At 34.8% G+C, this 24,157-nt stretch carries 29 protein-coding genes and 1 pseudogene; 5 read left to right on the top strand and 25 right to left on the bottom strand.

From position 1 onward, the window contains the following. Positions 1-42 precede the first annotated feature (42 nt). From murD to mraZ, 7 genes are all read right to left on the bottom strand, one after another. Positions 43-1,368, bottom strand: coding sequence for a UDP-N-acetylmuramoyl-L-alanine--D-glutamate ligase (gene murD / locus BOQ64_RS16450; protein ID WP_129058839.1), 1,326 nt, complete (start codon positions 1,366-1,368; stop codon positions 43-45). Positions 1,369-1,422: 54 nt separating this feature from the next. Then, positions 1,423-2,664 (bottom strand): phospho-N-acetylmuramoyl-pentapeptide-transferase, encoded by a 1,242-nt coding sequence (gene mraY / locus BOQ64_RS16445; protein WP_129058838.1) that lies wholly within the window; start codon positions 2,662-2,664, stop codon positions 1,423-1,425. 19 nt (positions 2,665-2,683) lie between these two features. After that, a complete protein-coding gene (locus BOQ64_RS16440; RefSeq protein ID WP_129058837.1) occupies positions 2,684-4,144 on the bottom strand; it encodes a UDP-N-acetylmuramoyl-L-alanyl-D-glutamate--2,6-diaminopimelate ligase in 1,461 nt (486 codons plus the stop codon). A 61-nt stretch (positions 4,145-4,205) separates the two neighbouring features. Next, positions 4,206-6,197 carry a penicillin-binding transpeptidase domain-containing protein gene (locus tag BOQ64_RS16435; RefSeq protein WP_129058836.1) on the bottom strand — a complete coding sequence of 664 codons (1,992 nt, stop codon included), beginning with the start codon at positions 6,195-6,197 and terminating at the stop codon, positions 4,206-4,208. Further along, positions 6,181-6,546, bottom strand: coding sequence for an FtsL-like putative cell division protein (locus BOQ64_RS16430; RefSeq protein ID WP_053327577.1), 366 nt, complete (start codon positions 6,544-6,546; stop codon positions 6,181-6,183). Before BOQ64_RS16430 ends, BOQ64_RS16435 begins: the two co-directional genes overlap by 17 nt. Positions 6,547-6,612: 66 nt before the next feature. Continuing rightward, positions 6,613-7,506 carry a 16S rRNA (cytosine(1402)-N(4))-methyltransferase RsmH gene (gene rsmH / locus BOQ64_RS16425; protein ID WP_129058835.1) on the bottom strand — a complete coding sequence of 298 codons (894 nt, stop codon included), beginning with the start codon at positions 7,504-7,506 and terminating at the stop codon, positions 6,613-6,615. Positions 7,507-7,553: 47 nt separating this feature from the next. Further along, positions 7,554-8,012, bottom strand: a complete 459-nt coding sequence (gene mraZ / locus BOQ64_RS16420) for a division/cell wall cluster transcriptional repressor MraZ (RefSeq protein ID WP_045492316.1) — start codon at positions 8,010-8,012, stop codon at positions 7,554-7,556. 272 nt (positions 8,013-8,284) lie between these two features. On the opposite strand from mraZ, the gene BOQ64_RS16415 reads away from it, so the two are divergent. The 3 genes from BOQ64_RS16415 (at position 8,285) to BOQ64_RS16405 (ending at position 10,175) form a co-directional block, all read left to right on the top strand. Beyond that, on the top strand, positions 8,285-9,046 hold the full coding sequence (locus BOQ64_RS16415) for an alpha/beta fold hydrolase (protein WP_129059761.1): 762 nt from the start codon (positions 8,285-8,287) through the stop codon (positions 9,044-9,046). 63 nt (positions 9,047-9,109) lie between these two features. Next, on the top strand, positions 9,110-9,733 hold the full coding sequence (gene yihA, locus BOQ64_RS16410; protein ID WP_129058834.1) for a ribosome biogenesis GTP-binding protein YihA/YsxC: 624 nt from the start codon (positions 9,110-9,112) through the stop codon (positions 9,731-9,733). Then, a complete protein-coding gene (locus BOQ64_RS16405) occupies positions 9,726-10,175 on the top strand; it encodes a GNAT family N-acetyltransferase (RefSeq protein ID WP_129058833.1) in 450 nt (149 codons plus the stop codon). Before yihA ends, BOQ64_RS16405 begins: the two co-directional genes overlap by 8 nt. A 63-nt stretch (positions 10,176-10,238) precedes the next feature. On the opposite strand, the gene BOQ64_RS16400 is transcribed toward BOQ64_RS16405, so the two are convergent. The 15 genes and pseudogenes from BOQ64_RS16400 to BOQ64_RS16330 all read right to left on the bottom strand — a co-directional run bounded on the left by BOQ64_RS16400 (position 10,239) and on the right by BOQ64_RS16330 (position 19,832). Then, positions 10,239-11,120 carry a hypothetical protein gene (locus BOQ64_RS16400; RefSeq protein ID WP_129058832.1) on the bottom strand — a complete coding sequence of 294 codons (882 nt, stop codon included), beginning with the start codon at positions 11,118-11,120 and terminating at the stop codon, positions 10,239-10,241. A 10-nt stretch (positions 11,121-11,130) separates the two neighbouring features. Continuing rightward, positions 11,131-12,471: a beta-carotene 15,15'-monooxygenase gene (locus BOQ64_RS16395; RefSeq protein WP_129058831.1), complete on the bottom strand. Its 1,341-nt coding sequence runs from the start codon at positions 12,469-12,471 to the stop codon at positions 11,131-11,133. A gap of 6 nt (positions 12,472-12,477) precedes the next feature. Next, the gene (locus tag BOQ64_RS16390; protein WP_129058830.1) at positions 12,478-12,885 is read right to left on the bottom strand and encodes a hypothetical protein; all 408 of its coding nucleotides are present in this window, start codon (positions 12,883-12,885) and stop codon (positions 12,478-12,480) included. Between the two features lie 5 nt (positions 12,886-12,890). Next, a complete protein-coding gene (locus BOQ64_RS24075) occupies positions 12,891-13,070 on the bottom strand; it encodes a hypothetical protein (protein ID WP_228448429.1) in 180 nt (59 codons plus the stop codon). A gap of 8 nt (positions 13,071-13,078) precedes the next feature. Next, a pseudogene (locus BOQ64_RS24755) lies at positions 13,079-13,291 on the bottom strand (DUF6804 family protein); the annotation flags it as partial. A gap of 9 nt (positions 13,292-13,300) precedes the next feature. Next, positions 13,301-13,516: a TM2 domain-containing protein gene (locus BOQ64_RS16380; RefSeq protein WP_129058829.1), complete on the bottom strand. Its 216-nt coding sequence runs from the start codon at positions 13,514-13,516 to the stop codon at positions 13,301-13,303. Between the two features lie 3 nt (positions 13,517-13,519). Next, positions 13,520-14,146 (bottom strand): PH domain-containing protein, encoded by a 627-nt coding sequence (locus BOQ64_RS16375; protein ID WP_105702224.1) that lies wholly within the window; start codon positions 14,144-14,146, stop codon positions 13,520-13,522. Between the two features lie 15 nt (positions 14,147-14,161). Beyond that, positions 14,162-14,689 (bottom strand): SH3 domain-containing protein, encoded by a 528-nt coding sequence (locus tag BOQ64_RS16370; RefSeq protein ID WP_129059760.1) that lies wholly within the window; start codon positions 14,687-14,689, stop codon positions 14,162-14,164. Positions 14,690-14,691: 2 nt separating this feature from the next. After that, positions 14,692-15,762 carry a type I restriction endonuclease gene (locus BOQ64_RS16365; RefSeq protein WP_129058827.1) on the bottom strand — a complete coding sequence of 357 codons (1,071 nt, stop codon included), beginning with the start codon at positions 15,760-15,762 and terminating at the stop codon, positions 14,692-14,694. Positions 15,763-15,766: 4 nt separating this feature from the next. Then, a complete protein-coding gene (locus tag BOQ64_RS16360; protein WP_105702221.1) occupies positions 15,767-16,105 on the bottom strand; it encodes a YegP family protein in 339 nt (112 codons plus the stop codon). Positions 16,106-16,476: 371 nt separating this feature from the next. Continuing rightward, positions 16,477-17,142 (bottom strand): response regulator, encoded by a 666-nt coding sequence (locus BOQ64_RS16350; RefSeq protein WP_129058825.1) that lies wholly within the window; start codon positions 17,140-17,142, stop codon positions 16,477-16,479. A 117-nt stretch (positions 17,143-17,259) separates the two neighbouring features. Continuing rightward, the gene (locus BOQ64_RS16345; protein ID WP_129058824.1) at positions 17,260-17,922 is read right to left on the bottom strand and encodes a DUF5932 domain-containing protein; all 663 of its coding nucleotides are present in this window, start codon (positions 17,920-17,922) and stop codon (positions 17,260-17,262) included. A gap of 10 nt (positions 17,923-17,932) precedes the next feature. Further along, positions 17,933-18,475, bottom strand: a complete 543-nt coding sequence (locus BOQ64_RS16340) for a sensor histidine kinase (RefSeq protein WP_129058823.1) — start codon at positions 18,473-18,475, stop codon at positions 17,933-17,935. Between the two features lie 41 nt (positions 18,476-18,516). After that, positions 18,517-19,563 carry a tetratricopeptide repeat protein gene (locus BOQ64_RS16335; protein ID WP_129059758.1) on the bottom strand — a complete coding sequence of 349 codons (1,047 nt, stop codon included), beginning with the start codon at positions 19,561-19,563 and terminating at the stop codon, positions 18,517-18,519. 83 nt (positions 19,564-19,646) lie between these two features. Next, positions 19,647-19,832 carry a hypothetical protein gene (locus BOQ64_RS16330; protein WP_129058821.1) on the bottom strand — a complete coding sequence of 62 codons (186 nt, stop codon included), beginning with the start codon at positions 19,830-19,832 and terminating at the stop codon, positions 19,647-19,649. 379 nt (positions 19,833-20,211) lie between these two features. Here BOQ64_RS16330 and BOQ64_RS23155 point away from each other — a divergent pair, with 379 nt between their 5' ends. Beyond that, positions 20,212-20,352, top strand: a complete 141-nt coding sequence (locus tag BOQ64_RS23155; RefSeq protein WP_164975826.1) for a hypothetical protein — start codon at positions 20,212-20,214, stop codon at positions 20,350-20,352. A gap of 113 nt (positions 20,353-20,465) precedes the next feature. Beyond that, the gene (locus BOQ64_RS16325; RefSeq protein ID WP_129059757.1) at positions 20,466-21,011 is read left to right on the top strand and encodes a hypothetical protein; all 546 of its coding nucleotides are present in this window, start codon (positions 20,466-20,468) and stop codon (positions 21,009-21,011) included. Between the two features lie 75 nt (positions 21,012-21,086). On the opposite strand, the gene msrA is transcribed toward BOQ64_RS16325, so the two are convergent. The 3 genes from msrA to BOQ64_RS16310 form a co-directional block, all read right to left on the bottom strand. Next, complete coding sequence (gene msrA, locus BOQ64_RS16320) at positions 21,087-21,641, bottom strand: peptide-methionine (S)-S-oxide reductase MsrA (protein ID WP_129058819.1); 555 nt, start codon at positions 21,639-21,641, stop codon at positions 21,087-21,089. A gap of 240 nt (positions 21,642-21,881) precedes the next feature. Next, positions 21,882-22,850: an ROK family protein gene (locus tag BOQ64_RS16315; RefSeq protein WP_129058818.1), complete on the bottom strand. Its 969-nt coding sequence runs from the start codon at positions 22,848-22,850 to the stop codon at positions 21,882-21,884. 79 nt (positions 22,851-22,929) lie between these two features. Then, positions 22,930-24,141 carry a PepSY-associated TM helix domain-containing protein gene (locus BOQ64_RS16310; protein ID WP_129058817.1) on the bottom strand — a complete coding sequence of 404 codons (1,212 nt, stop codon included), beginning with the start codon at positions 24,139-24,141 and terminating at the stop codon, positions 22,930-22,932. Between the last annotated feature and the right edge of the window lie 16 nt (positions 24,142-24,157).

Here is a 24,157-nt window from a genome sequence, read left to right as displayed (position 1 = left end):
TATAAAGTGTTATCCACTTTGTACAACTGACATTTTACATTTTTACTTTAATACCTGCTCTTTAAACTGACGTCCTCTGTCTTCATAGCTTTTGAATAAATCAAAGCTCGCACAACATGGGGAAAGTAGAACGGTATCTCCTTTTTTAGCCAGTGATTTCGATATTTTCACTGCTTCTTCCATGCTCGAAGTGTCATAAATGAACTCCTTTTTATCTTTGAAGAAATCTATGATCTTCTTATTATCTACTCCAAGACAAACAATTGCCTTTACTTTTCTTTTGACTAAGTCCTCAATTTCGGTATAGTCATTTCCTTTATCTAATCCGCCAACGATCCAAACTGTTGGGGTTTTCATGCTTTCTAAAGCATAATAAGTGGCATTCACATTGGTTGCTTTACTGTCGTTGATGTATTTTACACCATCTGTTTCAGTTACGAATTCTAGTCTGTGTTCTACAGCCTGGAATGTCATTAATGAATGTCTTATGCTTTCATTGTTAATCTTCAATATCTTACCTGCAATGGATGCGGCTAAGCTATTGGCTACATTGTGATTCCCAAGTAGGGATAATTCTTCTACTTTCATAGAGAATTCATCCTTCATTTTAACCACAATCTGATCGTCATTTACAAAACCTCCCTCAGGAAGTAACTCCTTTGTGGAGAAAGGAATCATCTTCGCTTTTATTTCCAGTTTTTCAAGCAGGTTTTTGCTCATTTCATCATCTTTGTTGTAGATGAAGAAATTATCATTTTCCTGATTTTCAGTGATTCTGAATTTTGCTAATGCATATTCTTCATAGTTGTAGTTGTACTGATCCAGGTGATCCTGAGACAGGTTCAACAACAAAGAAATATAAGGTCTGAAGTTCTGAATATCATCTAACTGGAAAGAGCTTACTTCCAATACATAATATTCATGGTTTTCATCTGCAACCTGTTTTGCAAAGCTGTATCCTATGTTTCCTCCTAAACCTACATTTAATCCGTCATTTTTCAGGATGTAGTAGATCAGGGAAGTGGTGGTTGTTTTTCCGTTACTTCCTGTAATGGCAATGATCTTAGCATCTGTAAATTCAGAAGCGAATTCAATTTCAGAGGAAAGTCTTATTCCTTTTTCATGAATTTTGTTGATGATCTCTGCTTTTTTCGGGATTCCCGGGCTTTTTACGATCCAATCGGCATTTAAAATCCTTTCTTCATCGTGGTTTCCTTCTTCAAATTCAATTCCATTTTCGGTAAGAAACTGCTTATAGTTATCTTTAATGGCTCCTTTATCTGAAAGAAATACTTCCAGACCTTTCTTTTTAGCCAAATAAGCAGCTCCACATCCGCTTTCTCCTCCTCCTAAAACAACTATTTTCATATTATTTTGATTTAATGATTAAAAGACTCAATCTTTTAATTTTTAAATTAAGGTTTATCTCATTTTTAAGGTGATCAGACAAACAATTGCCAGTATTACCCCGATGATAATCATTCTGTTTACGATTTTACTTTCGTGAAATCCTTCTTTCTGATAATGGTGGTGTAATGGTGACATTTTGAATAGTCTATTGTTTTGAGCATATTCCAGCCCATATTTTTTCTTTCTGTATTTGAAAACAATTACCTGAAGCATAACGGAAAGATTTTCGATCAGGAAGATTCCGCATAAAACAGGAATCAGTAATTCTTTTCTTAAAATAATGGCTAAAACGGCAATTACTCCTCCCAGCATCAAACTTCCCGTATCTCCCATGAAAACCTGGGCAGGATAAGTGTTGTACCAGAAGAATCCAATTACGGCTCCTACCATGGCGACTGCGAAGATGGTGGTTTCTCCCATATTCGGCAGGAACATGATATTCAGATAGTCAGCGAAGATGATGTTCCCGGAAAGGTAGGCGAAAAGCGCAAGGGTGAGCAGTATGATGGCACTGGTTCCTGCGGCGAGACCGTCTATTCCGTCTGTGATATTGGCTCCATTGGAAACGGCTGTTACAATGAAAATCACGATAGGGATAAAGACAATCCATGCCCATTCATGGGCATCTTTTTCATTCATCCAAAACAGGATTCCGCTATAATCAAACTCGTTGTTCTTTGCAAATGGTACTGTAGAAACTGTAATTTTCTCTGTAGGCATAAAGTTTTGCTCTACATTGTTTCTGTTTACCACTTTTGCATCTGCATATTTTCTTTTAACGGTAATGTCCGGATGGAAATACATTGTAACTCCGACAATTAAGCCTAAACCAACCTGTCCTACAATCTTAAATTTACCACTTAGCCCGTCTTTATTTTTCTTGATTTTCTTTAAATAATCATCAAGGAACCCGATAGCTCCCATCCAAAACATTGAAACCAACAGTAAGACAATGTATACGTTTGTTATTCTTGTAAACAACAATACAGGAATAATGGTAGCCAAAATAATGATAAGTCCTCCCATGGTTGGGGTACCTTCTTTTTGTTTCTGGCCGTCTAATCCAAGGTCACGAACTAATTCACCCATTTGTTTTGTTCTCAGATAATTGATGACTCTTTTTCCGTAGACAAGAGCAATAATTAAAGAGAATAGCACAGCCATTCCGGCACGGAAGGAGATGTATTTCAACATTCCTAATCCCGGAACGTGAATTCCATGGTCTGTTAGATATTCGTATAGATAGTATAGCATAGTTTCAATTTGTTAATAATTATTTGCTCATTAATTTCCAAAGCTCATTAATTACTTCTTTGTCATCAAAATGGTGTTTTACGCCATTGATCTCCTGATAGTTTTCGTGTCCTTTTCCGGCTACGAGAATAATATCTTTAGGTTCTGCAAACTTTATGGCCATTTTGATGGCTTCTTTTCTGTCCGGAATTGAAGTGTATTTGCTGAAGTTCTGAGGTTCAACGCCTGCTTCAATTTCCTTGATAATTTGTCCCGGATCTTCCGTTCTCGGGTTATCTGAAGTGATGATTGCCAAGGTTGATTTTTTAGTGGCAATATTTCCCATTTCAGGCCTTTTGGAGTGATCTCTGTCTCCTCCGCAACCGAAAACGGTGATTAATCTTTCGTTTTTGGTTCTGATATCGTTGATGCTGTCCAGAATGTTTTCTAGAGCATCAGGCGTATGTGCATAATCTACGATGAAGAAAATTCCACCGTCTGATTTCATAGTTTCAAATCTTCCGGAAACTCTTTTTAGTTTACTGATAGCCTGAAGAATTTCATCCTGTGCAAATCCAAGTTCTTCCGCGATTCCGAAAACCAATAACAAGTTATACACATTGAATTTTCCTGTCAGTGTTGTCCAGAATTCTTTTCCGTTGAAATTCAACAGCATTCCGTTGAAATCAACTTCCAATAGTTTTCCGTGGTAGTCTGCCATTGTTTTCAAAGCATAAGACTTCTTTGTAGCCTTTGTGTTCTGAAGCATGACATTTCCGTTTTTGTCATCTACATTGGTGATGGCAATAGCTGTATCTTCTAATTCATCGAAGAACCTTTTTTTCGTTTTTAGGTATTCTTCAAATGTTTTGTGATAATCTAAATGATCGTGAGTAAGATTGGTAAATCCGGCAACTTTGAAGTGTAATCCTTCAATTCTGTTTTGGGCAATTCCGTGAGAGCTTACTTCCATGAATGCGAATTCACACCCTTTCTCAACTGCTTCAGCTAAGATTTTGTTGATGGTAATCACATCCGGAGTGGTATGCGTTGCAGGAATAATTTCTTCCCCAATTCTTATTTCAACGGTTGATAATAAAGCAGAATCATATCCTAAATTCTTGAAAACATCAAAAAGCAAGGTAGAAACAGAAGTTTTTCCATTGGTTCCGGTAACACCGATCAGTTTCAGCTTTTTAGATGGGTTTCCATAGAAGTTTGAAGCAAGGTGACCTAAAGCTTTTGCAGAATCTTTCACTTTAATATACGTTACATTTTCTGCCAGCGTTTCAGGGAATTCTTCACAAACAATTGTTGTTGCACCTTTTTCAATAGAAGATGCAATGAATGAATGTCCATCCACCACTGTTCCTCTCATTGCGATGTAAAGAGTGTTTTCTGTAACCTTTCTGCTGTCGAACACCAATTCTGATACCTCACGGTTGTTGTCTCCGTGGATTTCCAGTACTGGGATTCTGTTTACTAATTCTGTTATTATCATTTTATATCAATAGGATTTTATCCTATTTTGGCTTAAATCGTCCCTTCGGACTCTGTTTCTTTTAATTTTGTAGAGATAAATATATTCTCTGGTTCTTACTGATCGTAGTGCCTTCTTGGGGGAATTGTTCTTTGATTCTTCCAACTCCTTTAAAATCGACACGGTATCCTAAGTTTTCCAATTGTGGGATAACGTTTTTACCGATCAATCCTACTACATTGGGCATTTGCTTATCATTGACTGCTACTTTTACATTAGGTTCCACCATTTTGCTAAGGTTTACCTTTTTGTCTACGAGCATTTCTTTTTCAATATTCTGTGGTGTTTTTAAGAACGTTTTTCCTGCTATTTCTTTAAACACCGGTGCTGCTACAGGACCTCCATAAAACCCAATTGCTGTATTGGGCTCACTTACCATCACATAACACGTATATTTCGGGGCATCTGCCGGATAGAATCCTGCGAATGATGCACGATATTTCATTGGACCAGGAAGCCAGTATTCAAATCTTGCAGTTCCTGTTTTTCCTGCCATTTTAAGGTTAGGCGTGAAGATGCTTCGTCCGGTTCCTTTTTCTACCGCTTTGGTTAATGCGCTGGTCATCATTTTGATGGCTTTTTCAGATGCCATTTTATTGACCATTACTTCAGGTTTTGCACTGTACATTACCTTTCCGTCTTTCATGATCTTATCAATGAATAATGGTTTAAGCATTTTACCTCCGTTGGCTACTCCGTTGTAGAAGGTTGCCAGTTGTAGCAGATTAACATTGGAAGAATATCCGAATGAAATAGAAGCCAGTGTAGCCGCGTTCCATCTTTTATTTTCCGGGGTTAAGATTTTCGGTTTTGTGATTCCCGGAAGTTCGATATCCATTTTATCGAATAATTTCCAACGTTTTAAATGGTCTAAGAAGATCTGTGGTTTCTCAGCATAGAATTTTGTAATCAGTTTTGCCGTTCCTACGTTACTGGATTTGGCTAAAACATCACTGATATCATATGTTCCTCCACCGTGACCGTCTGAAATCCTTTGTTTTGCATAGGTCCAGACTCCGTTTCCTACGTTTACAGTTGAATTTTCATCGATGAATCCGTCATCCATTGCTGCTAAAAGCGAAATGGTTTTGAAGGTGGATCCAGGTTCGATATTATCTTTTAACGCATAGTTGTAAGAGTCTTCGTATTCTCCTGAGTCAGTTCTTCTTAAGTTAACCAAAGCACGTACTTTTCCGGTTTCTACTTCCATCACCACTACGGTTCCATGTTTGGCTTCGTAATGAATTAGCTGTTTCTGTAGTGCGGAGTGCGCAATGTCCTGAATTCTAAGATCTAAGGTAGTATAAACATCTTCTCCATCAATCGGTTCCTGAACTTTCCAGAAGTCGATTGGTTTCCATTGAGAAGAATTGATCCTCTGTTCTAATCTTTTTCCGTCTGTACCCGTTAAATACTTTGAGAAAGCTCCTTCCAGTCCGGATTTCAGCTCTCCGTTATCCATACCAATGGTTCCGGCACCAATTTCTGAGGTAGCAAGTTCTCTTTTGTAGTTTCTGTCTACAATAAACCCACCTTTGTTTTTACCTCTTTTGAAGATCGGGAACTGTCTGATTCTGTCGTATTGGTCAAAATCAAGACCTTTTACTAGGGTATAGTATTGGTTTTTCTTTTTCTTTTGTTCGTCAAATTTTTGTCTGAACTCTCCTCTGGATTTTCCGAACATTTTGCTCAGAGAATCCGTTAATGCTCCGATATTGTTGGTGTACACCGTATCTTTCATTGTTTTAAAATCAAGATAGATGTCGTAACGCATTACGGTTGTGGCCAAAATGGAACCATCGGAAGCAAATAAATTACCACGGGCAGCCTTTAAAGTGGCTTCACGATAATTTTTATTAATGTAATCATCTTTAATCTCCTGAACATTGGTATTCTGAAGAATAACAATCCTTGCCAAGAACATTACAAACACGCACAAAGCTACCACTGCAAAGAGGTAGCCCCATCGTAACGTTTTTTTACGTTTGTTATCGTATTCATTTTGCTTTTGCATCTGTACTGTCCAGTTTTATTAGCAATTTATGAGGATGGTTTTCGAGGGTCATCAAAGAGTCCCGCGCAACCTCTTTCCCCAGCTCTGATTCCATTTTTACTTTGATCAGCTTACTCTGGGCGTAAGCATTTCTCGATTTATATTCTTCTGTTTCTTCCTTTAAGGCGTTAACAATTTTAATTTTTTTATTGACGAGATGGTTACTGTAAATCATTGCCATCATGAGAACAAACAAGAGGAGAAAATACTTGTAATGTATTTTGATCTCATCACGATTCAGAAAGTTTCCTTTTATAATGTCTATAAAAGTGAGTCTTTTCTGGGGGCGATTTGTTGTTCTTTTTGCCAAAGCTTTGTTTATAATTGATTCATGATAAAAGATAATTGATATCGCTTATCACTTATGATTTATCATTTATACTTTGATTCCTGTTCTCATTTTTGCACTTCTTGCTCTTGAGTTTTCTTCAATCTCCTGATCGTCCGGGATGATTGCTTTGCTCTTAAGCAATTCGAATGCCTTTTTATAATTTCCGTAGATATCTCTTTCCGGTTCACCTTCAAACATTCCGTTTTTCAGAAATCTTTTTACCAAACGGTCTTCCAGAGAGTGGTAAGAAATCACTACTAATCTTCCTTCCGGTTTTAGAACATTGTAAGCCTGAACCAGCATTTCTTTTAATACTTCAAGTTCCTGGTTTACTTCAATTCTTACAGCCTGAAAAAGCTGTGCATAGAATTTATTCACTTTATGAGGGGGAAGGTAGCTGAAAAGCTTTTTCAAGTCCTCAGTGGTTTCTATGCTTTTTGTTTTTCTGTGATGAACAATGTCCCTTGCCAGTTTTCTTGCTTCTCTTAGTTCACCATAGTGATAAAAAATATCAGCAAGTTCTTCTTCGCCATATTCGTTAATCACTCTTTTGGCATCAAGGCTCTGCATTACATTCATTCTCATATCAAGAGGAGCGTTGCTTCTTGTAGAGAATCCACGGTCTGCTTCATCAAACTGATGAGAAGAAACTCCCAAATCAGCCAAAACACCATCAACTTGAGGAACGCCATACATTAATAAAGAGTTTTCCAGGAATCTGAAATTCTGATTAACCAATGTAAATCGGGGATCATCAATTGTATTTTTAAGCGCATCCAGATCCTGATCGAAGCTGAACAGTTTTCCTTTGTCAGAAAGTCTGCTCAAAATCTCTCTTGAGTGGCCGCCACCTCCAAAGGTGCAGTCCACATAGATTCCGTCAGGATTCGTCACCAAATCATCTACACTCTGCTTCAACAAAACGGGGTTATGATACATGCTTAATTGTGTTTTTTATTAAATAAAATCTTTAATAACCGATACAGCTATTCTTCGTCAAAAGAGCCCATTACATCTTCGGCAAGGCTGGCAAAATCAGTTTCATTGGTAGAAATTACCTGTTCATAGGCTTCTTTATCCCAAATTTCGAAAAGTTCTCCTGCGCTGGTGATTACTACATCTTTCTGAAGATTTGAAAAAGTCATCAGGTCTTTAGATATCTGTAATCTTCCCGCATTGTCCAGTTCTACTGTTTTTACTCCTGCCGTAAACATTCGTATGAAATCAGCATTCTTTTTTATGAATCTGTTCAGTTTATTAATTTTGCCCATCAGTTTATCCCATGCATTCATTGGATAGACTTCCAGACAGGGTTGGAACACAGATCTTTTGACTACAAACGCCTTATCGTCGAAGTTTTCCATCTGTTTGATTAAAGATGAAGGAACTTTTAAGCGGCCTTTGTCGTCAATTTTACACTCATATGTCCCAATGAAATTTTTCATTTGGGACAAATTTATATAATAATTTCCAAAATTTCCCACTTTTTCCCACTTTTTGACTCAATGTTAATAAGTTTTATTAAAGATTGAGTTCTAAGAATGTAATTAGTTGATATGTAGAAGGTTGTTAAAACTGTTATTTAAGCCATAATAAAGGGATTTTGAAAAAAAAAGTTAAAAAGGAGAATATTGTATTATTTTTATCTTAAATTAGGATAATCAAAATATTTTTGAGGTTTAATTTGTATTTTTGCAGGGCTTTATTAAGGCAGTATATGATATTTAGTACAAAAAAAGAAAAGAAATATTCCTATGTAGAGGCTGGGGAAGGACATCCATTAGTGCTGTTGCACGGGTTAATGGGTGGTTTGAGTAATTTCGATAAAATGGTAGATTTTTTTTCGGACAGAGGTTTCAAAGTATATGTTCCTCAGTTACCCATCTATGATTTGCCGGTACTCAATACGAATCTTACCACTTTAGCAAAATATATCATCAAGTTTATTGAAAGTCATATTTCAGGACCTGTTACCATTGTTGGAAACTCAATGGGTGGGCACGTAGGGCTTATTTTAACTTTAGCAAGACCTGATCTGGTAAAGAACCTGGTTCTTACTGGTAGCTCAGGTTTGTATGAAAGAACTTTCGGGGATAGTTTCCCAAGAAAGAATGACAGATCTTATATCAGAAAGAAAACGGAAGAGGTTTTTTATGACCCTAAAGTGGCTACTGAAGATCTTGTAGATGAAGTTTTTGCTGTTGTGAATGACAGAATGAAAGGAATAAAAACGGTAATGTTGGCCAGAAGTGCCATCAAACACAATATGCTGAATGATCTTCCGAAGATTCAGACACCAACATGTCTGATCTGGGGAAAACAGGATAATGTAACACCACCGGAAGTGGCTGAGGATATGCATAAGTTTATTCCTAACTCGGATTTATTCTGGATAGATCATTGCGGCCATGCTGCGATGATGGAAAAACCGGATGAATTCTGCGAGATTCTTTACGGCTGGATAAAAGATAAAGTTTAAAACATAATAAATAACCATTAAGAGCTTTTCTTAATGGTTTATTTTTCTAAAATATATTCAAAAATGGTTATTAAGACAGCAACGTTTGTAAAAAGTAGTGGAAAATGGCAGGAGTGTCCTGATCCGAATATTCCTGAGTATGCTTTTATCGGAAGATCTAATGTAGGTAAGTCATCATTAATCAATGCAATGATGAATCATAAGGACCTGGCTAAAACGTCACAAACTCCGGGAAAAACTCAGCTGATTAATCATTTCTTAGTTAATGAAAACTGGTATCTTACAGATTTGCCAGGGTATGGGTACGCAAAGGTTTCAAAAGTTCAGAGAAAGGATTTTGAAAAATTGATTACGAACTATATCCTGAACAGAAGAAACCTAGTGAATCTTTTTGTGTTGGTAGATATAAGACATAAGCCTCAACCCATAGACCTTGATTTTATGCAATGGTGTGGAGAGAGTGGTGTTCCGTTTTCAATTGTGTTTACAAAAGCAGATAAGCTAAAGCCTAATGCCGTGATTAAAAATGTTGAAGACTATAAGTTGGAATTGCATAAAACCTGGGAAGACCTTCCTGAATTATATATTACTTCAGCTGAAAAGAAAGAGGGTGGAGATGCAATTTTAGATTTTATACAAACGACAAATGATTTTTTAACTCAAAATGGTGTAAGTTTCGATGAGTAATATTACCTGGAAAATAAAAACCTTTGAGGAATTTACAGTTCCTGAATTATATGCTGTTTTGAAGGCTCGTATTGATGTTTTTGTGATTGAACAGAACTGTCCTTATCCTGATTTGGATAATTATGATCAGAAAGCGGTTCACATCTGGGCAGAAGAAAATGGAGATGTACTGGCTTACTGCCGTATTTTCAATAAAGGCATCAAATATGAAGAAACCTCTATTGGAAGAGTTCTTACAACGGAGAAAGCACGAGGAAAGAGTTTAGGAAAGCTATTGATTAAGTATGCTGTTGAAACTATAGAAAATCGTTTTCATACTTCTGAAATCAGGATTTCAGCACAGGATTATCTGCTGAAGTTCTATGGTGATTTCGGTTTTGAGGATACCGGGAAGAAGTATTTGGAGGATGATATTCCGCATACGGAAATGATTAGGAAATAAATAAAAGCGAGGAAAATTAATTCTTCGCTTTTTTTGATAGTTAAATATATATTGGATGCACTTTTATTTTTCTGAAATCGTTTTTAAGATAATGGGTTCCAAGTTTGAAGGAAGGTCGGCAGATTTGATTTGGTACTTTTTGATTTTCATTTCTTTAAACCAATTTTCCCAATATTCTTTAATAACTGCCTCTTCAAAAGGATTTCCCTTTTCGGGATTAATTCCTAAAACAATAACTTCAAGGTTACTTAGATTTTCATTTGCTTTTACAAAACCATAGACATTTTTTTCAATGACTTCTTTAAAATTGGAACCTGTCAGATTATTGGCTTTTATGAGCTTGGTTGTTAGATAAGAGTTTTTGCTTCCTTCTGCAAATTTTGTGTTTTCATGATACATATATCCGTCTGTTAAAATGAACAGAATATTCCTTTTATCTTGTTTTATACAATAATCGTTGACCTTGTTTTTAAAGAATTCCCAAATATCTGAGCCTACAAATTTTCCGTCTTTTATAGCTGACTGATAAATGTTTAAAGGTAATTCAGCATATTTTTTATCTACCGAATCAAAATAACTTTTTTGAATATCTTTATTGAAAGAAACTTTCAGCTCTTTTGTGAAATCATTTATCTTAGGGTCGGAAGGTTCCGGATTGAAGAAAACCTGCATCTGATCATCGTATGTAATGATTTTCTTGGATTTAATATGATTGATAAATCCTTTTTCAATGGCTTTAATGTATTCCACGTCTCGTAGGTAATATTCCATTGTTGGGTTCGGATTTGTTTTAGGATCAATTCTGTCGGAAAGATCAATTAAAATACTGAGATTGATATTGTTTGAATCAACTTCCGGCGGACAATTTGTACAAGGTGTTGAAGGTGGTTCTTTGCAACAAGAAACCAAAGAAATAATGAACAATAAATAGAATATCTTTTTCATAATTTTTCAGTTATAAAGATGATAAATACACTAAATTCTGATTATCGGAATTAGCACCTACGGTTTCCAAATTCGTATTGTAGGTGGCAATACAGTCATCAATCAACGTTTGTTTTTCAGTTCTTGATACTGCTATTTTTTCACCGATAAAAGTGATCCAACCCTGAACATATTCCGAAGCATATAATTTGTAATCTTTGGTTGGAATAATGACCCCGTCAATAATATTCTGAAGCTCTTCGATTCTTCCTCGTGTTTTGATAACGGTTTCTTTTATTGTTCCGATACTGGTAAGGATCTCTTCAATTTCTTTTTTCAAAAGATTGATCTTTTCCTGAAAGAATTCAACCCTTTTCTGCCTGATTTCCTGCTCGTTTTTGATTTTATCCTTTTCACGAAGTTCTTTCATGACAAAATCGAAAACTACGCCCCAAATAATGTATACAATGAATCCGGCAAAAATAATTCCCCAAAACTGAATTTTTGTGAAAGCTATTTTGAGATCAAAAGGAGGAGAATCAAATGTTTTATTGAGTTCATATAATTTTGATTCAATTTCATAGGCTAGAATAGAATCAAAAACAAAGGTTACAATAAATAATAAACCTAATTTGATGTAATTGGCTCTAGTTTTATTTTCATTAAACATGTGAATCAAAAATCCCAATCCTAGAAACACAAATGGAATTAAAGTAACAAAAGCCCCTTCAATAGCTCCTTCATTCCAGGCTTTGCTGAAAGCTTGTGCATCTAAAACACTTTGAATAACTGTACTTTTTGCATCAAAGCTTTTAAAAAATGCGGAATACGAAGTTGAAATATAGAATGTTAATAAATATAAACTTATAGGAATCAGAAGAATAAAACCTATCCAAAACTTTGCAGAGGCTCCTTTTGAAGCTTTTACATTATACTTTTCAGGATTTCTGGGAAGATCAAGGATTTCAGCTTTTAAAGTTTCAATCGTATGCTGATGATTTTCAACTTCTTTGTTTTTATTTTTTAACTGTTCCTCTTTGGTCTCCTGTGAAACAAATAAAGCTTTGATCTCAGTTTCCCGATTTTTCTGTTCATTAATGTATGCTTCTTTGAGCTTTTGCTGCTTTTCTACCATTTCCTTTTCTTCATTCTGGAATTTGGAATAAACGGCATCAAGACATATGGATAAGGTGGAATGATTCCCGTTGGTTCGTGAGCTGTCTCTATACCCTGATTCATGATAGGTTCTTTTTCGGGTTTCTTCCAGAGATTCATCGTTAGGATGGTCATTATTGGAGGAAAACGTTTCCGGTTTGGGTTCTATCGGAACAGATTTGAGTTTGAATAAATTTTTTATACTGGTAGTGTCCATGATAGGTTAGTTTTTTAGTTCATATAAAATTTCACTTTTGTTCTTTCCGATTCTTACGGCTTCAATGAGATAGTCTACAATTGCCATTACATTCTCTTCCAAAAAACCAAACATCATAACGTATTTTTGCATTGCAGCATGTTCGTTTGGAGAAACAATTCCGTCTGCCCAGATCATGACAGTGAGATCATACAGATAATCTATTTTTTCTTCAATAGTTTTGGGTACCAATGATTTTAAATTGATCGGGTTTAAAAGGATTTCATCCAAATTTTTTGAGGATATTCCTCTTTCCTCAGCGCACCTGTAAAGCATTTTAAGCTCTAATGCACTGAAGTCGTCATCACAGATTGCCATTTGATACAATCTTAAGAAATGAGCTTTGAGATTTTCAGTTATTTGATGGTTTTCCATGATGTTTATTCTTCTTTTGGTTTTTTAGGATTAATAATTCTGTCTCTTGAAACAGTTCTTTGGTGAATGGGTATTGAAGGTTCTGTGGCCTCTTCGGTAATTTTTTCTTCCTTTTTTGTTCTTTTCTTTCTATGAAATTGATCAATAAGAACAGAACTCCCGTTATGGTATCGATAGGGATCCAAATACTTTTTCGATACAGATAAATGGGAAAAACAGGATTGAAAAGAATGAGAATGATCAGAAAAATTATACTGAAATAATGTTGTTTAAAGCTTAAAGTATCGTATAAAACCAATAAAGCTCCAATGGAAATAAGAATTCTGAGGAAAGTATAATATTCTATAGGAAGTCTGAAAATACCGATGAAACAACATAACGCACAGAAGGTGAGAAATGGTTTCATAGTACTGGTTTAAAATCCGGTTTTAAGATTATATTTATAATTGAAACGATTTTCAGACATAAAAATAAATACAAAGAAATCGAAAAATGCAATTAATGCAGGAATGAATGTCCAGCAAAATATCAGATAAAGTATTCCCATAACATTTTGACCTAAGTAAAATCTGTGAATGCCTAATCCTCCCAGGAAAAAAGCAAGTAATGCGGCGGTAGATTTTGATTTCATAATTTAAACTCTTGATAAAACTTCGTTCTTTTTTGTTTCAAACTCTTCAGGAGAAATTATTCCGTTTTCCTTTAGGTCTTTTAACTTCTGTAATAAGGCAAAAGGATCTTCATTTTCTATTAATAATGGTTTTTTTTCCTCCTGAAATTGTTGTGGTTGTGTGATAATAGGAGTAGCATTGTTCACAGTAACTCCACCAGCTGAAGCTCTCAAAGTTTCAAGATTTTTTTCTCTTCTCAGACCGCGCATTCTTTCTTCCACTTCCTGTGCAAACTGGTATAGTTTTCTGGCTTGGTTTTTAGGGAGATAATCCATCATATTGGTGAAGTTGTTTGTTGTTTTCATGATAAACGTAGCACCAACAATCCCTTCCTTGATGTGGCAATCGGCTATATCTACCCAACTGTAATCCTGAAAATCCATTGATAAGCCAAAATTTTTGGGCCTGCAGAAAATAATTCTCCTGTTGGTTAGAGCAATACAATCTGGAGATAAATTGATTACAGGTTTCTTCTGAACAGCTATGTATTCTACAACTTCTTGTGAAGTAAGAAGGCTGTTGATTCTTCCTAAAAGTTTTTCAACAGCTTGAGGATCCTGTTCTTCATTTAAAAAATTCTTTAAGTTCATATTATTTTGTTTTGATTATTTTACATCTTTATAATAAACATATCCTTGTTTTCCACTTGATTTGACTTGTACTTTATACCACGAGCCTTCTTTGGAAAGTTGAATGAGCTTGGTATTTTTAGAAATGGTTGCTATTATTTTAGATTTTAAGGATGGCTTCTCATAAATATTTGTTGCTTCTATTCCTGCAATGTACCTGTTGTTGGAATTAATATTGAAATTAACTTCATCAATAAATACTTTTGGGGGTTTACTGGATTTTGCTTTTGAGGATTTATAAGAATCAGAAGGCTTGTATTTTTCAGACTTACTTTTTTTATTGGATCTGCCTGATGATGAACTTCTCCCGGAAGAGCCTCCTCCACAAACCCCACACGTTCCACCACCACTGCAATGTCCACATCTTGAGCAGTTGGAGCATGCGGAACAATAGGCAGAACCTGTACATCTTCCGCCGTGTTCTACATTGTCATTGGCTTTCAGATAAGAATTTAACAGAAATAAGCTGAAGGTCAATATTATGAAAGAGATTAGTTTTTTCATGGTTAGTTATAATTTTCCAGTGTCTGATGAAGCTGATTCCTGTAATTATAGATTTCATCCAGAGTGTTCAATAAAACCTTTTCTCCTGCTTCTTTGCCGTTATGGAACGTTTCTAAATATTTATTTGCTGTATTAAAGTGTAATCTGCAAATCGGTTTTCTATTGTTATCATCCAACAAAACTCCGAAATATGAAAGGGTATCTCTGTAAGCAATTCTGGAAGAAGGAATTTTCTCTCTGAGGATCGCTTTTACAATTTGAAATCCTTCCAATTCTTCTTCCGTTGTTACAATTTTAGAATCATTATTCTCATCGATGGGTTGTGATGTTTTTACATCGTCTTCTCTTTTTTCTATTTGTTCATTAATGCTTAATGCAGATTTTAACCGGAAGCTGATGGATTCATTAATAGAAGTTGTTAAAGCTTTTTTAGCATATTCTTTGAAAGAAACCATTCTGTTGGCTGTTAAAGGCTTTTCAAAGAAACGGCTCACCAATAGTTTTACTAATTCATCAGATGGGTTTTCAATCTCTTTTTCGAATTCTTTTCTGATGGCCTTGATGTACTTTAATGCTTCTGCAGAATCAAGGATACTCTCCAGGTTATAATCTTTCTTTGTAAAGCTTTCCAGAATTTTAATAGAACTGTCTTTTAAATCCTCAATATTAATGGTGAAGAACGGTTTTTCATCCATAATATTAGGCTTCTCAAGATCTGTATAAAAGTTATAAACGATACCATTAGTCAAAACTCCAAATCTCGTTTTCGAAACATGATAATACCTGTGAAGTTGCGAATTGTGAGCATCTGCACTTTCTTTCCAATGTTTACATTCGATAATGAAGATGGGTTCATCGTTATTTTTGATAACATAATCCACTTTTTCACCTTTTTTCGTTCCAATGTCGCAAATGTATTCAGGGACAACTTCCGTGGGATTAAAAATATCATAACCCAGAATTTGTATAAAAGGCATTACAAAAGCATTTTTTGTAGCTTCTTCCGTTCCTATCTGTTCTTTTAGACCAATTACTTTCTGATGTAATTGATCAAGTTTAATTTTGAGATCCATAATATTATTTTTTTAAAGTTTCATCAACGATTTCTGCTGTTGGAGCATTTGCTTTTACGGATGCAATGCCATTCTCCAGTCCGGACTTTGAGCTGTACATTTGACTGTTCCCGATGATTTCTCCGTTTCTTGCTTTTAAAACGAAATAATCTTTTCCGTTTTTCGCAACCCTTTTGTCGTATCTCGAAAGGTCTTGTGAATTAACTTTTACAGATTCAATTCCTTTTTGGCAAGATGCTTTCTGGACATATCCTTCGCTCGTTAAAATAATTTCGCCATTTCCGGCCTTCAGATTAAACTGATACTCGTTGTTGATTCTTTGTGTGATGATAAATTTTCCCATAATTGTTTTTTATTTAACTTGTATGACATGCATTTGAACAATAATAACACCCGTTAATATTGTTTCGTTGAGCTGGGAATAGTCTTTTCGCTTCATTTACTGCTTCCTGACAAGTATAAAAACTGCCTAAATAAATTCTATTTTCAGAAGATGGTAAAAATCGACATGAGCTTTCATGCACTTCATAGTCTCCATTAGACTGCTGATTCTTATTAATGTAATATTCCTTTTTCATAATAAAAATTGTTTATTGTTTAACAGTCCAAAAATATGAGCATTAAAATTCTGTTCATTACGGGTTTCCGTAAAACGAGCAAAAAATAAAAACCCTTTCAAAAAAATTGAAAGGTTGTAAGTGAAATGAATTGTTTTTATATAATCCCGATATCCTTGCAGAAGGCCACCAGCTGTTCATTGCTTTTTATTTCAAGGTCTTCTTTTAGGCTGTTCAGCCTTTTTTCCACGCTGCTGAGGCTGGCGGGTCTAATATTTCTTTCCTCAAGATGTACAGGTATATTTTTTTGTAAAATTCCTTTAGAAAGGAGAGAAACAAGTGTAATATCATAGGTAGAAAATTCATAGCTATTGAATTTTTTCATATCTTGCTTGAGATCAAAAGATAAATATTCTTCACCAATGTATACGGAGGTAATTGATTTTTTTAAATCTTTTGAATCATTTCTGGCTTTACGAACATAACCGTTAATGTGATAATCTGAAAAAAGATTTTCTATGACACCCGTTTTATGTTCTGCAGAAAATACGATAACTTTTAAATCAGGCTGTATTTCTTTTGCTGTTTTAATAAGATCTTTTCCATCTTTAAGATTCTGTTCATGATGATCTTCCTCATAATAAAGATCTGTAATCAACAAGTCATAGGGATGTTCTTCCCTTAACGCTTTCTGTATTTTTCCTATGGCATCATCACAATAGTATACATAATCTACGTTGGGAATATTCAGCTCCTCAAGGGTTTTTTGAACGGAAATATTGATGCTTTCATGGTCTTCGGCAATTAAAACTTTTTTGAACATGGTTATACGATTTAATTAAAAAAATAGGTTAAGACCTCAAAAGTATATTCATTTATTTTTTCATCATTACGTGATCCCGTAAATAATGCGAAAAAATAACCTTTTCCACAGATTGGGTCAGATGAGGCCAATATCTTTACAGGTTACGATCATCTCAATATTGTTTTTTGCGCCAAGACTGTCACGGAGTTCGTTCAATCTTTTTTCAATAGATCTGATGCCGTAAGGTGTCATTCGGTGTTCTTTCAAATAGGTACTTATTTCACTTTGTTTGTGTCCTTTAGCAAGCAGCTCAATTAATTTCATATCATATCCATCAAATTCAGAAGAAATATGACGCATTGTATTGATAACTTCCTGAGGAATTACAATTTCTCCATTAAAGATTTTCCGTATTGTGCTTTTTAGGTCTTGCCCATCACGTCTCGCCTTGCTTACAAATCCGTCAACTTTATATGTTTTGTAAAGATCATCAATTGTTTTAGCTTTCTTTTCTACAGAAAACACAACTGTTTTTAGCTCAGGCTGAACCTTTTTTGCCTCATAAATAAGCTCCTGTCCGGAACGAAGCTGTTGAGGAATATGATCTTTTTCAAACGACAGATCAGCGATAAGAAGATCATAAGGACTTTTATTTTCTAAAGCTGTTTTGATCCTGCTTAAAGCTTCATCACAATACATTACATAATCAAAGTCAGGGATATTTAATTCTTTTATCGTGTTCAGGATTCCCTGGTTCATTATTTCCTGGTCTTCAACGATTAAAACTTTTTTGAACATGGCTATATGATTAGGAAGCAGGGAATGAAAGATTTACTTTCAGTCCTTTTTCAATTTTGGTGTCAAAAGTAATGGTTCCGTTAATCGCTTCTATGCGGGATGCCGTATTACGCAGCCCATTTTTATAAATAAGATCTCCGGAAATTCCTATTCCATTGTCTTTGTATTGAATATCAACCCTATTGTTTATTTTTTCAAACTTCACAGCCACATGACTAGCATGGCTGTGTTTTTTCATATTTACCATCAGTTCGCGAATCATTTGGTAAACTTCCTCTTTAGCTGTAGCTGAAATAGGGGTCCAAATCGCAGGGCTGTTTCCTGCTGTAAAGGTTTTTACGGTTTCACTATTGAAGGAAGCAATAAGGTCTGAAACTATTTTGCTGAACTCTTTTTCTTCTCCAATTTTATCATAAGAAATATCCCTTGATTTTTCATACACAAATTCCAGTTCATCAAGTGCTTTATCTCGGTCAAAATCTTCCTGGTTCTCAATCTTTGTCATCACTTGGTAAATACCGTTGGCGACAACATCGTGTACTTTTTTGGACATTTTGAGTTCTGTGTTTTTTACTTCGAGTTCTTTTTCTTGTTTTAGAATTTTTTGCCTTTTTTTATTCCAAAAAAAGCACCAATGAAAAGTAAGGATAAACCACTTAAGCCTATATTTCTTTTTAAAAGCTCATTTTCTTTTTTTTCATTTTCTTTTTTTATCTTCTCCACATCAAACCTTATCAAAGCAAATTGATTTTTTGCATTGTTTCTTTCTATCTGTAGGCTGTTATGAATTTCATTAAATTTTTTGAAATTTATTAAATAATTTTTAGAATCTAAAACGATAAGCCTTTGTAAGGCTTCTGTTTGGTCACTTAGGCTATTAATCTCTGTGGCGGTGGATAGTAATTGATTTGCAAAATATAAAGATTTTTCTTTGTCTTTCTCAGCATAGTAATCTGAAAGAGTAGCATAACTGGAATTTTTCCCATTAATGTCATTTTTTCTTTCTCTTATTGTTAAAGCTTTATGGAATTCAGGTAATGGATTGTAATTTTTATTTTCTAAAAATTTAACTTTAGCTAAGTTATTTAAAGCCATTGAATAGTTGTTACTATCTTTAGCTAAAATTGCCATTTTCAAATAAACCTTGGCTGATTGAAGTTTTCCTTGAAGTATTAATACATCACTTATATTATTATAGTAGACCGATTTATTTTCACTATCATTAGCATATTCTAAAGTCTTTTTATAAAATTCTACTGATTGATCATAATTTTTAAGATAGGAAGAAGAAATAGCCATATTGTTATAATTAGCCGCAAGAGTACTTCTTATAGTACTATCTTTTTCATTTTTTAGTAAATTATTAGCTTCCAGAGATGTTTCTATGCTTCCATAAAAGTCTCCTCTAGCTGCTTGAATTATTGCCATATTTACAAATGATTTGGCTGCTCCTAGTGAATCATTTGATTTTAAATAATCGTTTTTAGCTAAGTTGTAGTAATTGAATGCTGAATCAATAATATTAGCCTTTCTAAAATTTTTGGCTTTTTCATAGAAAAAATTATTCGTTGAAATCACATTTTTCTTGCATGAGTAAAAAAAAAATAGAATTATCAATAAAAATAATGAAAAGTTTTTCATGGTTTTGGTTTATTGCAAAATACTAAAAAAGACAGATTTATGCAATCTGTCTTTTTTGTTATATAATAAGATATTTAATATTTTTAAGGTTTTGGAGCTGGAGGGGGTGTTTGCCCTGTATTTCCAGTAATTGGGCCACCATCATCTATGCCTTGTTCAGGTTCTGAATAGGTTACTACTATATCAGGTGTTTGATTGTTATCAGATGTTGTGTGGGTATTATTATTTGGGAATGCTAAACCAAGTAGCATTAAAATAAACTGTATCATTTTTTTCAAAAAATTTATTGTTAAAGCATTCGTATTCTTCCCTGCGAAACAGATCGCAGATAGTTTTACACGATTAAAAAAATTGAAGCGCTTCTAAATTTTTTGGGAAGTAAACCTTCAAAAACGGAGGAGAAACATCTGCTTCCCAACCCGGAGTTTTACCTCCGTTTTATCTGGTGATTTTTGAAATCAGAGTTTTGATTTTCTGTTTGTTTTTTTAGTATCTCACTGATCTCTGATGCAAAGATGCAGCAGAAAGAAAGGTAAGAGTTAGAAAGTTTTTGGAAAGTTTTTGGAAAGTTTATTTGTTTGATTATTACGGTTTTCCGCATTTTTTCCCACCCTTTTTTTCTACTTTGGTGCAATAAAATTCACAGTTATGTCTAAATTTTTACCACAGAAAAAAAAGCTATTGGAGGAAGTTTATGAAAAAGGAATACGAGAAGCTGTAGAAACTTCATTTACAGGAATTGCAAAACATATTGAAAGATCTTTAAGGATGATTACAACATCACTTTAACTTATAAGTCTTTTGAAACATACTATAAATCAATTGTTGAAAATGAAGAAGATTATAATATAAAAAGAGCAATATTAGATGATCTTTGTAAGTATATTGATTATGATAGTTTTTTGAATTACTGCTTAGAATGGAAGACAATAGAATATGCAATTAATCATACAGTTTCTAAGATAGTTATTAATATTACTAATAAGCCGGTAATTACGTGGCCATCTGCAGTTAAAAATGGATTTGGAATTGCAGAATTTGCATTTATATTTCTTCTTCTTACAGGGAGTGTTGCGTTTTCTAATAGCAAAAAAGATACTTCTGGCTTTGAAAATGTAGTGAGAGAAATTGCAGGAGGGAAGTTGGATATTAATAAAAAATATATGTATTGGAACGGGGAAAGATATATTGCTACAGATAGTGCTAATTTAGGAAGACAATTTAAAGTTATTGCTATGCAAAAGGACGATTTTAAAGATTTAAAGAAAATAACCCAGCCAGACACTCTTACTACTGAAAATGCTATGGGGAAGGTATGGTATGATAAAAGCAATAATAATGTTGAATTCTTTACAAGTTTTGGTAAACATCCTGAAAATGAAAAAGCATTAAAAGATGTATCTGAAAGAATATTGGAAATTTATGGGGGAGAAAATGCTAAACAATAGAGTAATAACCACTCTATTTTGATATGAAACAATAAAAGCGAAAGAATTTATTTCGCTTTTATTGTCTTATATAGTTTACTCTGCATTCAGCATTCCCAGTTCTCCAAAATACTTTTTGAACTTCTGTATCTTAGGTCCCACCACGGCACTACAGTAAGGCTGTGTTGGATTTTCATTATAGTAACCTTGGTGATATTGCTCTGCTGGCCAGAATTTATCAAATTGTGTTAACTCTGTTACATAAGTTCCTGCCCATCTTCCTGATTCCTGAGAAACTTTAATGGCTTCTTCAGCTTTTGTTTTTTCTGCATCATCTTTATAATAAATAACAGAACGGTACTGCGTTCCGATGTCATTTCCCTGTCTGTTAAGCTGGGTAGGATCGTGCAGGAAGAAGAATACATCCATTAACTGCTCATAAGAAATGATGGAAGGATTGTAAGTGATCTGTACTACTTCTGCATGGCCAGTTTCTCCTGTGCAAACTTCCTGATAAGTGGGATTATCTTTATGACCGCCGGAGTATCCTGAAATAGCAGATTCAACACCCTTTAACAGATTGAAACAGCTTTCTACACACCAGAAGCATCCGCCACCGAATACGATGGTTTCTAAATTATTGTTATCCATTTTTGGTAATTATATTGTTTTATATCATTTTCATTAGCTGTAAAGTCTGCAGAAAATGTTAATCAAAAGTAAGAAAAAGTTGATGGATTCTGATACGGATTAAATGAATTGTTTTCATAGATGATACTGATGATAGATGCTGGCTACGAATGCACTAATAAATACATTCGTGAATTCGTAGCAAAAAGAAAAAAAAGCGATCTCACATTGAGATCGCTTTAAATATGATAAGTGTATCAGTTATTTTTCCCAAACCAAAGCACTTGCGCCAAGAATAGCGGCATCGGCCTCGTCTAGTTCACTGAATACCAGTTTTACTTTATTTCTAAAGATTGGAAGTAAATTCCTTTCCATATGAAGTTTAGTAGGCTTTAAGATAAAATCTCCGGCCTTGATAACTCCACCAAATAAAAGAATGGCTTGCGGTGAAGAAAACATCACGAAATTGGCTAATGCTTCACCCAGTTTTTGTCCTGTATATCTAAAAACTTCAATGGCAATTGGGTCTTCCTTCATTGCACATTCATATACTGTTTTAGAATTAATTTCGTCTTCAGGATATTGATTCAGCATAGATTCCGGGAACTCAGCTCTCATTTTTTTGGCTGTAATAGTGATTCCTGTTGCAGAAGCATAAGCTTCCAGGCTTCCTTCAGATCCTGTACTCCAGTGCTTTCTTCCGCCTGGCTTTACAATAGTGTGTCCTAATTCTCCTGCAAAACCGTCATGTCCATAGATTAAGTTTCCATTGGCAATAATCCCGCTTCCTACTCCTGTTCCCAGGGTAATCATGATAAAGTCCTTCATTCCACGGGCTGCTCCGAAGAGCATTTCTCCCAATGCTGCGGCATTCGCATCATTGGTGATTGTACATGGTAAATTGAACTTTGCGGTCATCAACTCTGCAAATGGAATTACCCCTTTCCATGGTAGGTTGGGTGCTAATTCTATAGTTCCTTTATAATAGTTAGCGTTGGGAGCTCCTACACCAATTCCGTCGAAGTGCTTTTCTGCACCATGTTTTTCCATTAAAGGGTATACATGTTCATATAAAGCATCGATGAAATCTTCTACTTTATCATAGGCATCGGTTTTAAGGTTTCCTTTATCCAGAACTTCTCCGCGGTGGTTTACAATTCCGAACTTGGTATTGGTTCCGCCGATGTCAACTCCAAGGGCAACCTGTTTTGATAAATCTATTAATGACATTTCTATTATTAAATTCTAGGGGCTAAAATTATAAAAAAGATTGTATTAATAGCTTATTAACCTTGTATTATTTAAAAGATTAAGCAGTTTTTACCGGTTTTTTCTTTCTTCTTCCCCACCAGATCATAAATCCTGTTACCGGAAGAGAAGCACAGATAAGACTTACAATAAAAGCAATAATCTTTGTAGGAAGGCCTAAAATAGCTCCTACGTGGATGTCATAATTAGCACTTACCACCTTTTCTCCAAAGTTTTTATCTTTTGGATCATGGGTATGAAGCAGTTCTCCTGAGTTTTCATCAAAAATAAGGCTGCTGCTTTTGTGATAAGAGTAGGTAAGGTGCTTTACATACACTTCAAAATTAGGGTGCTCATGATCATCCATATGCTCATGTCCAAGATCTATAGCAAAGCCATAAGATTCAGGATATTTTTCTTTAACGGTATTGATGATTTTATCCAGAGTGGTTTCTGTTCTCATCTCAATAGGAGCCTTTGTTTTAATATGAGAGAAATCAGGGTAGGCAGTTTCTCCTCCGGAAAAAACTACATAAATCATCGCCTGAACTACAAAGAATGCGTAAAATAGTCCTGTAATAGAGAAGATAAGGGCAAAGATTGAAGCATAGAAACCTAATACATTGTGAAGGTCATAGTTCTTTCTTTTCCAGCTCTTGATATTCTTCCACTTAAACGAAAAACGCTGTTTTCTTGCGGCTTTATTTTTTGGCCACCATAAAACAATTCCTGTAATCAGCATGATGATGAAGATAATTACGGGGATTCCTACCACATACGTCCCCCAATCCTGCTTCAGAAGGTAGCTCCAGTGGATCATTTTAACAATATTGAAGAATCCGTTCTTTTCATCATATACTCTCAGAACTTTTCCAGTGTAAGGGTTTACATAAGCCTGTTTGTAGATAGGAAACTCATCAAAATAATTCCAGGCATCCGTATTATGCTCATACCAGAAGAACATATAGGACATTTTCTTGTCCATAGGAATATTAACCCAATGGATTGGATATTTTTCTTTTACCTGTTCTGCAACAGCTTTTTCCATCTCCCGGATAGGAAGGATCTGCTTTTGCTCAATATTCTGCTCATGATGGTAGATCACATCCTTTCGGGTATAGTTTTCCACCTCATCCTTAAAGACGTATAATGCCCCGGTAATAGAGATAATAAAGATTAAAAATCCAATACCCAGCCCAAACCATAAATGGAGCTTTGCGGACCATTTTTTAAAGAATCCCGGCTTCTTTTTTTGATGATGATTTTTCTTCATATAACAGTTAAAGTTC

Source organism: Chryseobacterium sp. CH25 (assembly GCF_004119455.1).
GTDB lineage: Bacteria > Bacteroidota > Bacteroidia > Flavobacteriales > Weeksellaceae > Chryseobacterium.
The sequence above is the reverse complement of the archived record's forward strand: the minus strand, read 5'-3'. Positions and strand labels throughout refer to the sequence as shown.

Excerpts from the sequence above, each read along its gene's own strand:
- murD (WP_129058839.1), bottom strand. The coding sequence starts at position 1,368 with ATGAAAATAGTTGTTTTAGGAGGAGGAGAAAGCGGATGTGGAGCTGCT.
- mraY (WP_129058838.1), bottom strand. The coding sequence starts at position 2,664 with ATGCTATACTATCTATACGAATATCTAACAGACCATGGAATTCACGTT.
- BOQ64_RS16440 (WP_129058837.1), bottom strand. The coding sequence starts at position 4,144 with ATGATAATAACAGAATTAGTAAACAGAATCCCAGTACTGGAAATCCAC.
- BOQ64_RS16435 (WP_129058836.1), bottom strand. The coding sequence starts at position 6,197 with ATGCAAAAGCAAAATGAATACGATAACAAACGTAAAAAAACGTTACGA.
- rsmH (WP_129058835.1), bottom strand. The coding sequence starts at position 7,506 with ATGTATCATAACCCCGTTTTGTTGAAGCAGAGTGTAGATGATTTGGTG.
- mraZ (WP_045492316.1), bottom strand. The coding sequence starts at position 8,012 with ATGAAAAATTTCATTGGGACATATGAGTGTAAAATTGACGACAAAGGC.
- BOQ64_RS16415 (WP_129059761.1), top strand. The coding sequence starts at position 8,285 with ATGATATTTAGTACAAAAAAAGAAAAGAAATATTCCTATGTAGAGGCT.
- yihA (WP_129058834.1), top strand. The coding sequence starts at position 9,110 with ATGGTTATTAAGACAGCAACGTTTGTAAAAAGTAGTGGAAAATGGCAG.
- BOQ64_RS16405 (WP_129058833.1), top strand. The coding sequence starts at position 9,726 with ATGAGTAATATTACCTGGAAAATAAAAACCTTTGAGGAATTTACAGTT.
- BOQ64_RS16400 (WP_129058832.1), bottom strand. The coding sequence starts at position 11,120 with ATGAAAAAGATATTCTATTTATTGTTCATTATTTCTTTGGTTTCTTGT.
- BOQ64_RS16395 (WP_129058831.1), bottom strand. The coding sequence starts at position 12,471 with ATGGACACTACCAGTATAAAAAATTTATTCAAACTCAAATCTGTTCCG.
- BOQ64_RS16390 (WP_129058830.1), bottom strand. The coding sequence starts at position 12,885 with ATGGAAAACCATCAAATAACTGAAAATCTCAAAGCTCATTTCTTAAGA.
- BOQ64_RS16380 (WP_129058829.1), bottom strand. The coding sequence starts at position 13,516 with ATGAAATCAAAATCTACCGCCGCATTACTTGCTTTTTTCCTGGGAGGA.
- BOQ64_RS16375 (WP_105702224.1), bottom strand. The coding sequence starts at position 14,146 with ATGAACTTAAAGAATTTTTTAAATGAAGAACAGGATCCTCAAGCTGTT.
- BOQ64_RS16370 (WP_129059760.1), bottom strand. The coding sequence starts at position 14,689 with ATGAAAAAACTAATCTCTTTCATAATATTGACCTTCAGCTTATTTCTG.
- BOQ64_RS16365 (WP_129058827.1), bottom strand. The coding sequence starts at position 15,762 with ATGGATCTCAAAATTAAACTTGATCAATTACATCAGAAAGTAATTGGT.
- BOQ64_RS16360 (WP_105702221.1), bottom strand. The coding sequence starts at position 16,105 with ATGGGAAAATTTATCATCACACAAAGAATCAACAACGAGTATCAGTTT.
- BOQ64_RS16350 (WP_129058825.1), bottom strand. The coding sequence starts at position 17,142 with ATGTTCAAAAAAGTTTTAATTGCCGAAGACCATGAAAGCATCAATATT.
- BOQ64_RS16345 (WP_129058824.1), bottom strand. The coding sequence starts at position 17,922 with ATGTTCAAAAAAGTTTTAATCGTTGAAGACCAGGAAATAATGAACCAG.
- BOQ64_RS16340 (WP_129058823.1), bottom strand. The coding sequence starts at position 18,475 with ATGTCCAAAAAAGTACACGATGTTGTCGCCAACGGTATTTACCAAGTG.
- BOQ64_RS16335 (WP_129059758.1), bottom strand. The coding sequence starts at position 19,563 with ATGAAAAACTTTTCATTATTTTTATTGATAATTCTATTTTTTTTTTAC.
- BOQ64_RS16330 (WP_129058821.1), bottom strand. The coding sequence starts at position 19,832 with ATGATACAGTTTATTTTAATGCTACTTGGTTTAGCATTCCCAAATAAT.
- BOQ64_RS23155 (WP_164975826.1), top strand. The coding sequence starts at position 20,212 with ATGTCTAAATTTTTACCACAGAAAAAAAAGCTATTGGAGGAAGTTTAT.
- msrA (WP_129058819.1), bottom strand. The coding sequence starts at position 21,641 with ATGGATAACAATAATTTAGAAACCATCGTATTCGGTGGCGGATGCTTC.
- BOQ64_RS16315 (WP_129058818.1), bottom strand. The coding sequence starts at position 22,850 with ATGTCATTAATAGATTTATCAAAACAGGTTGCCCTTGGAGTTGACATC.
- BOQ64_RS16310 (WP_129058817.1), bottom strand. The coding sequence starts at position 24,141 with ATGAAGAAAAATCATCATCAAAAAAAGAAGCCGGGATTCTTTAAAAAA.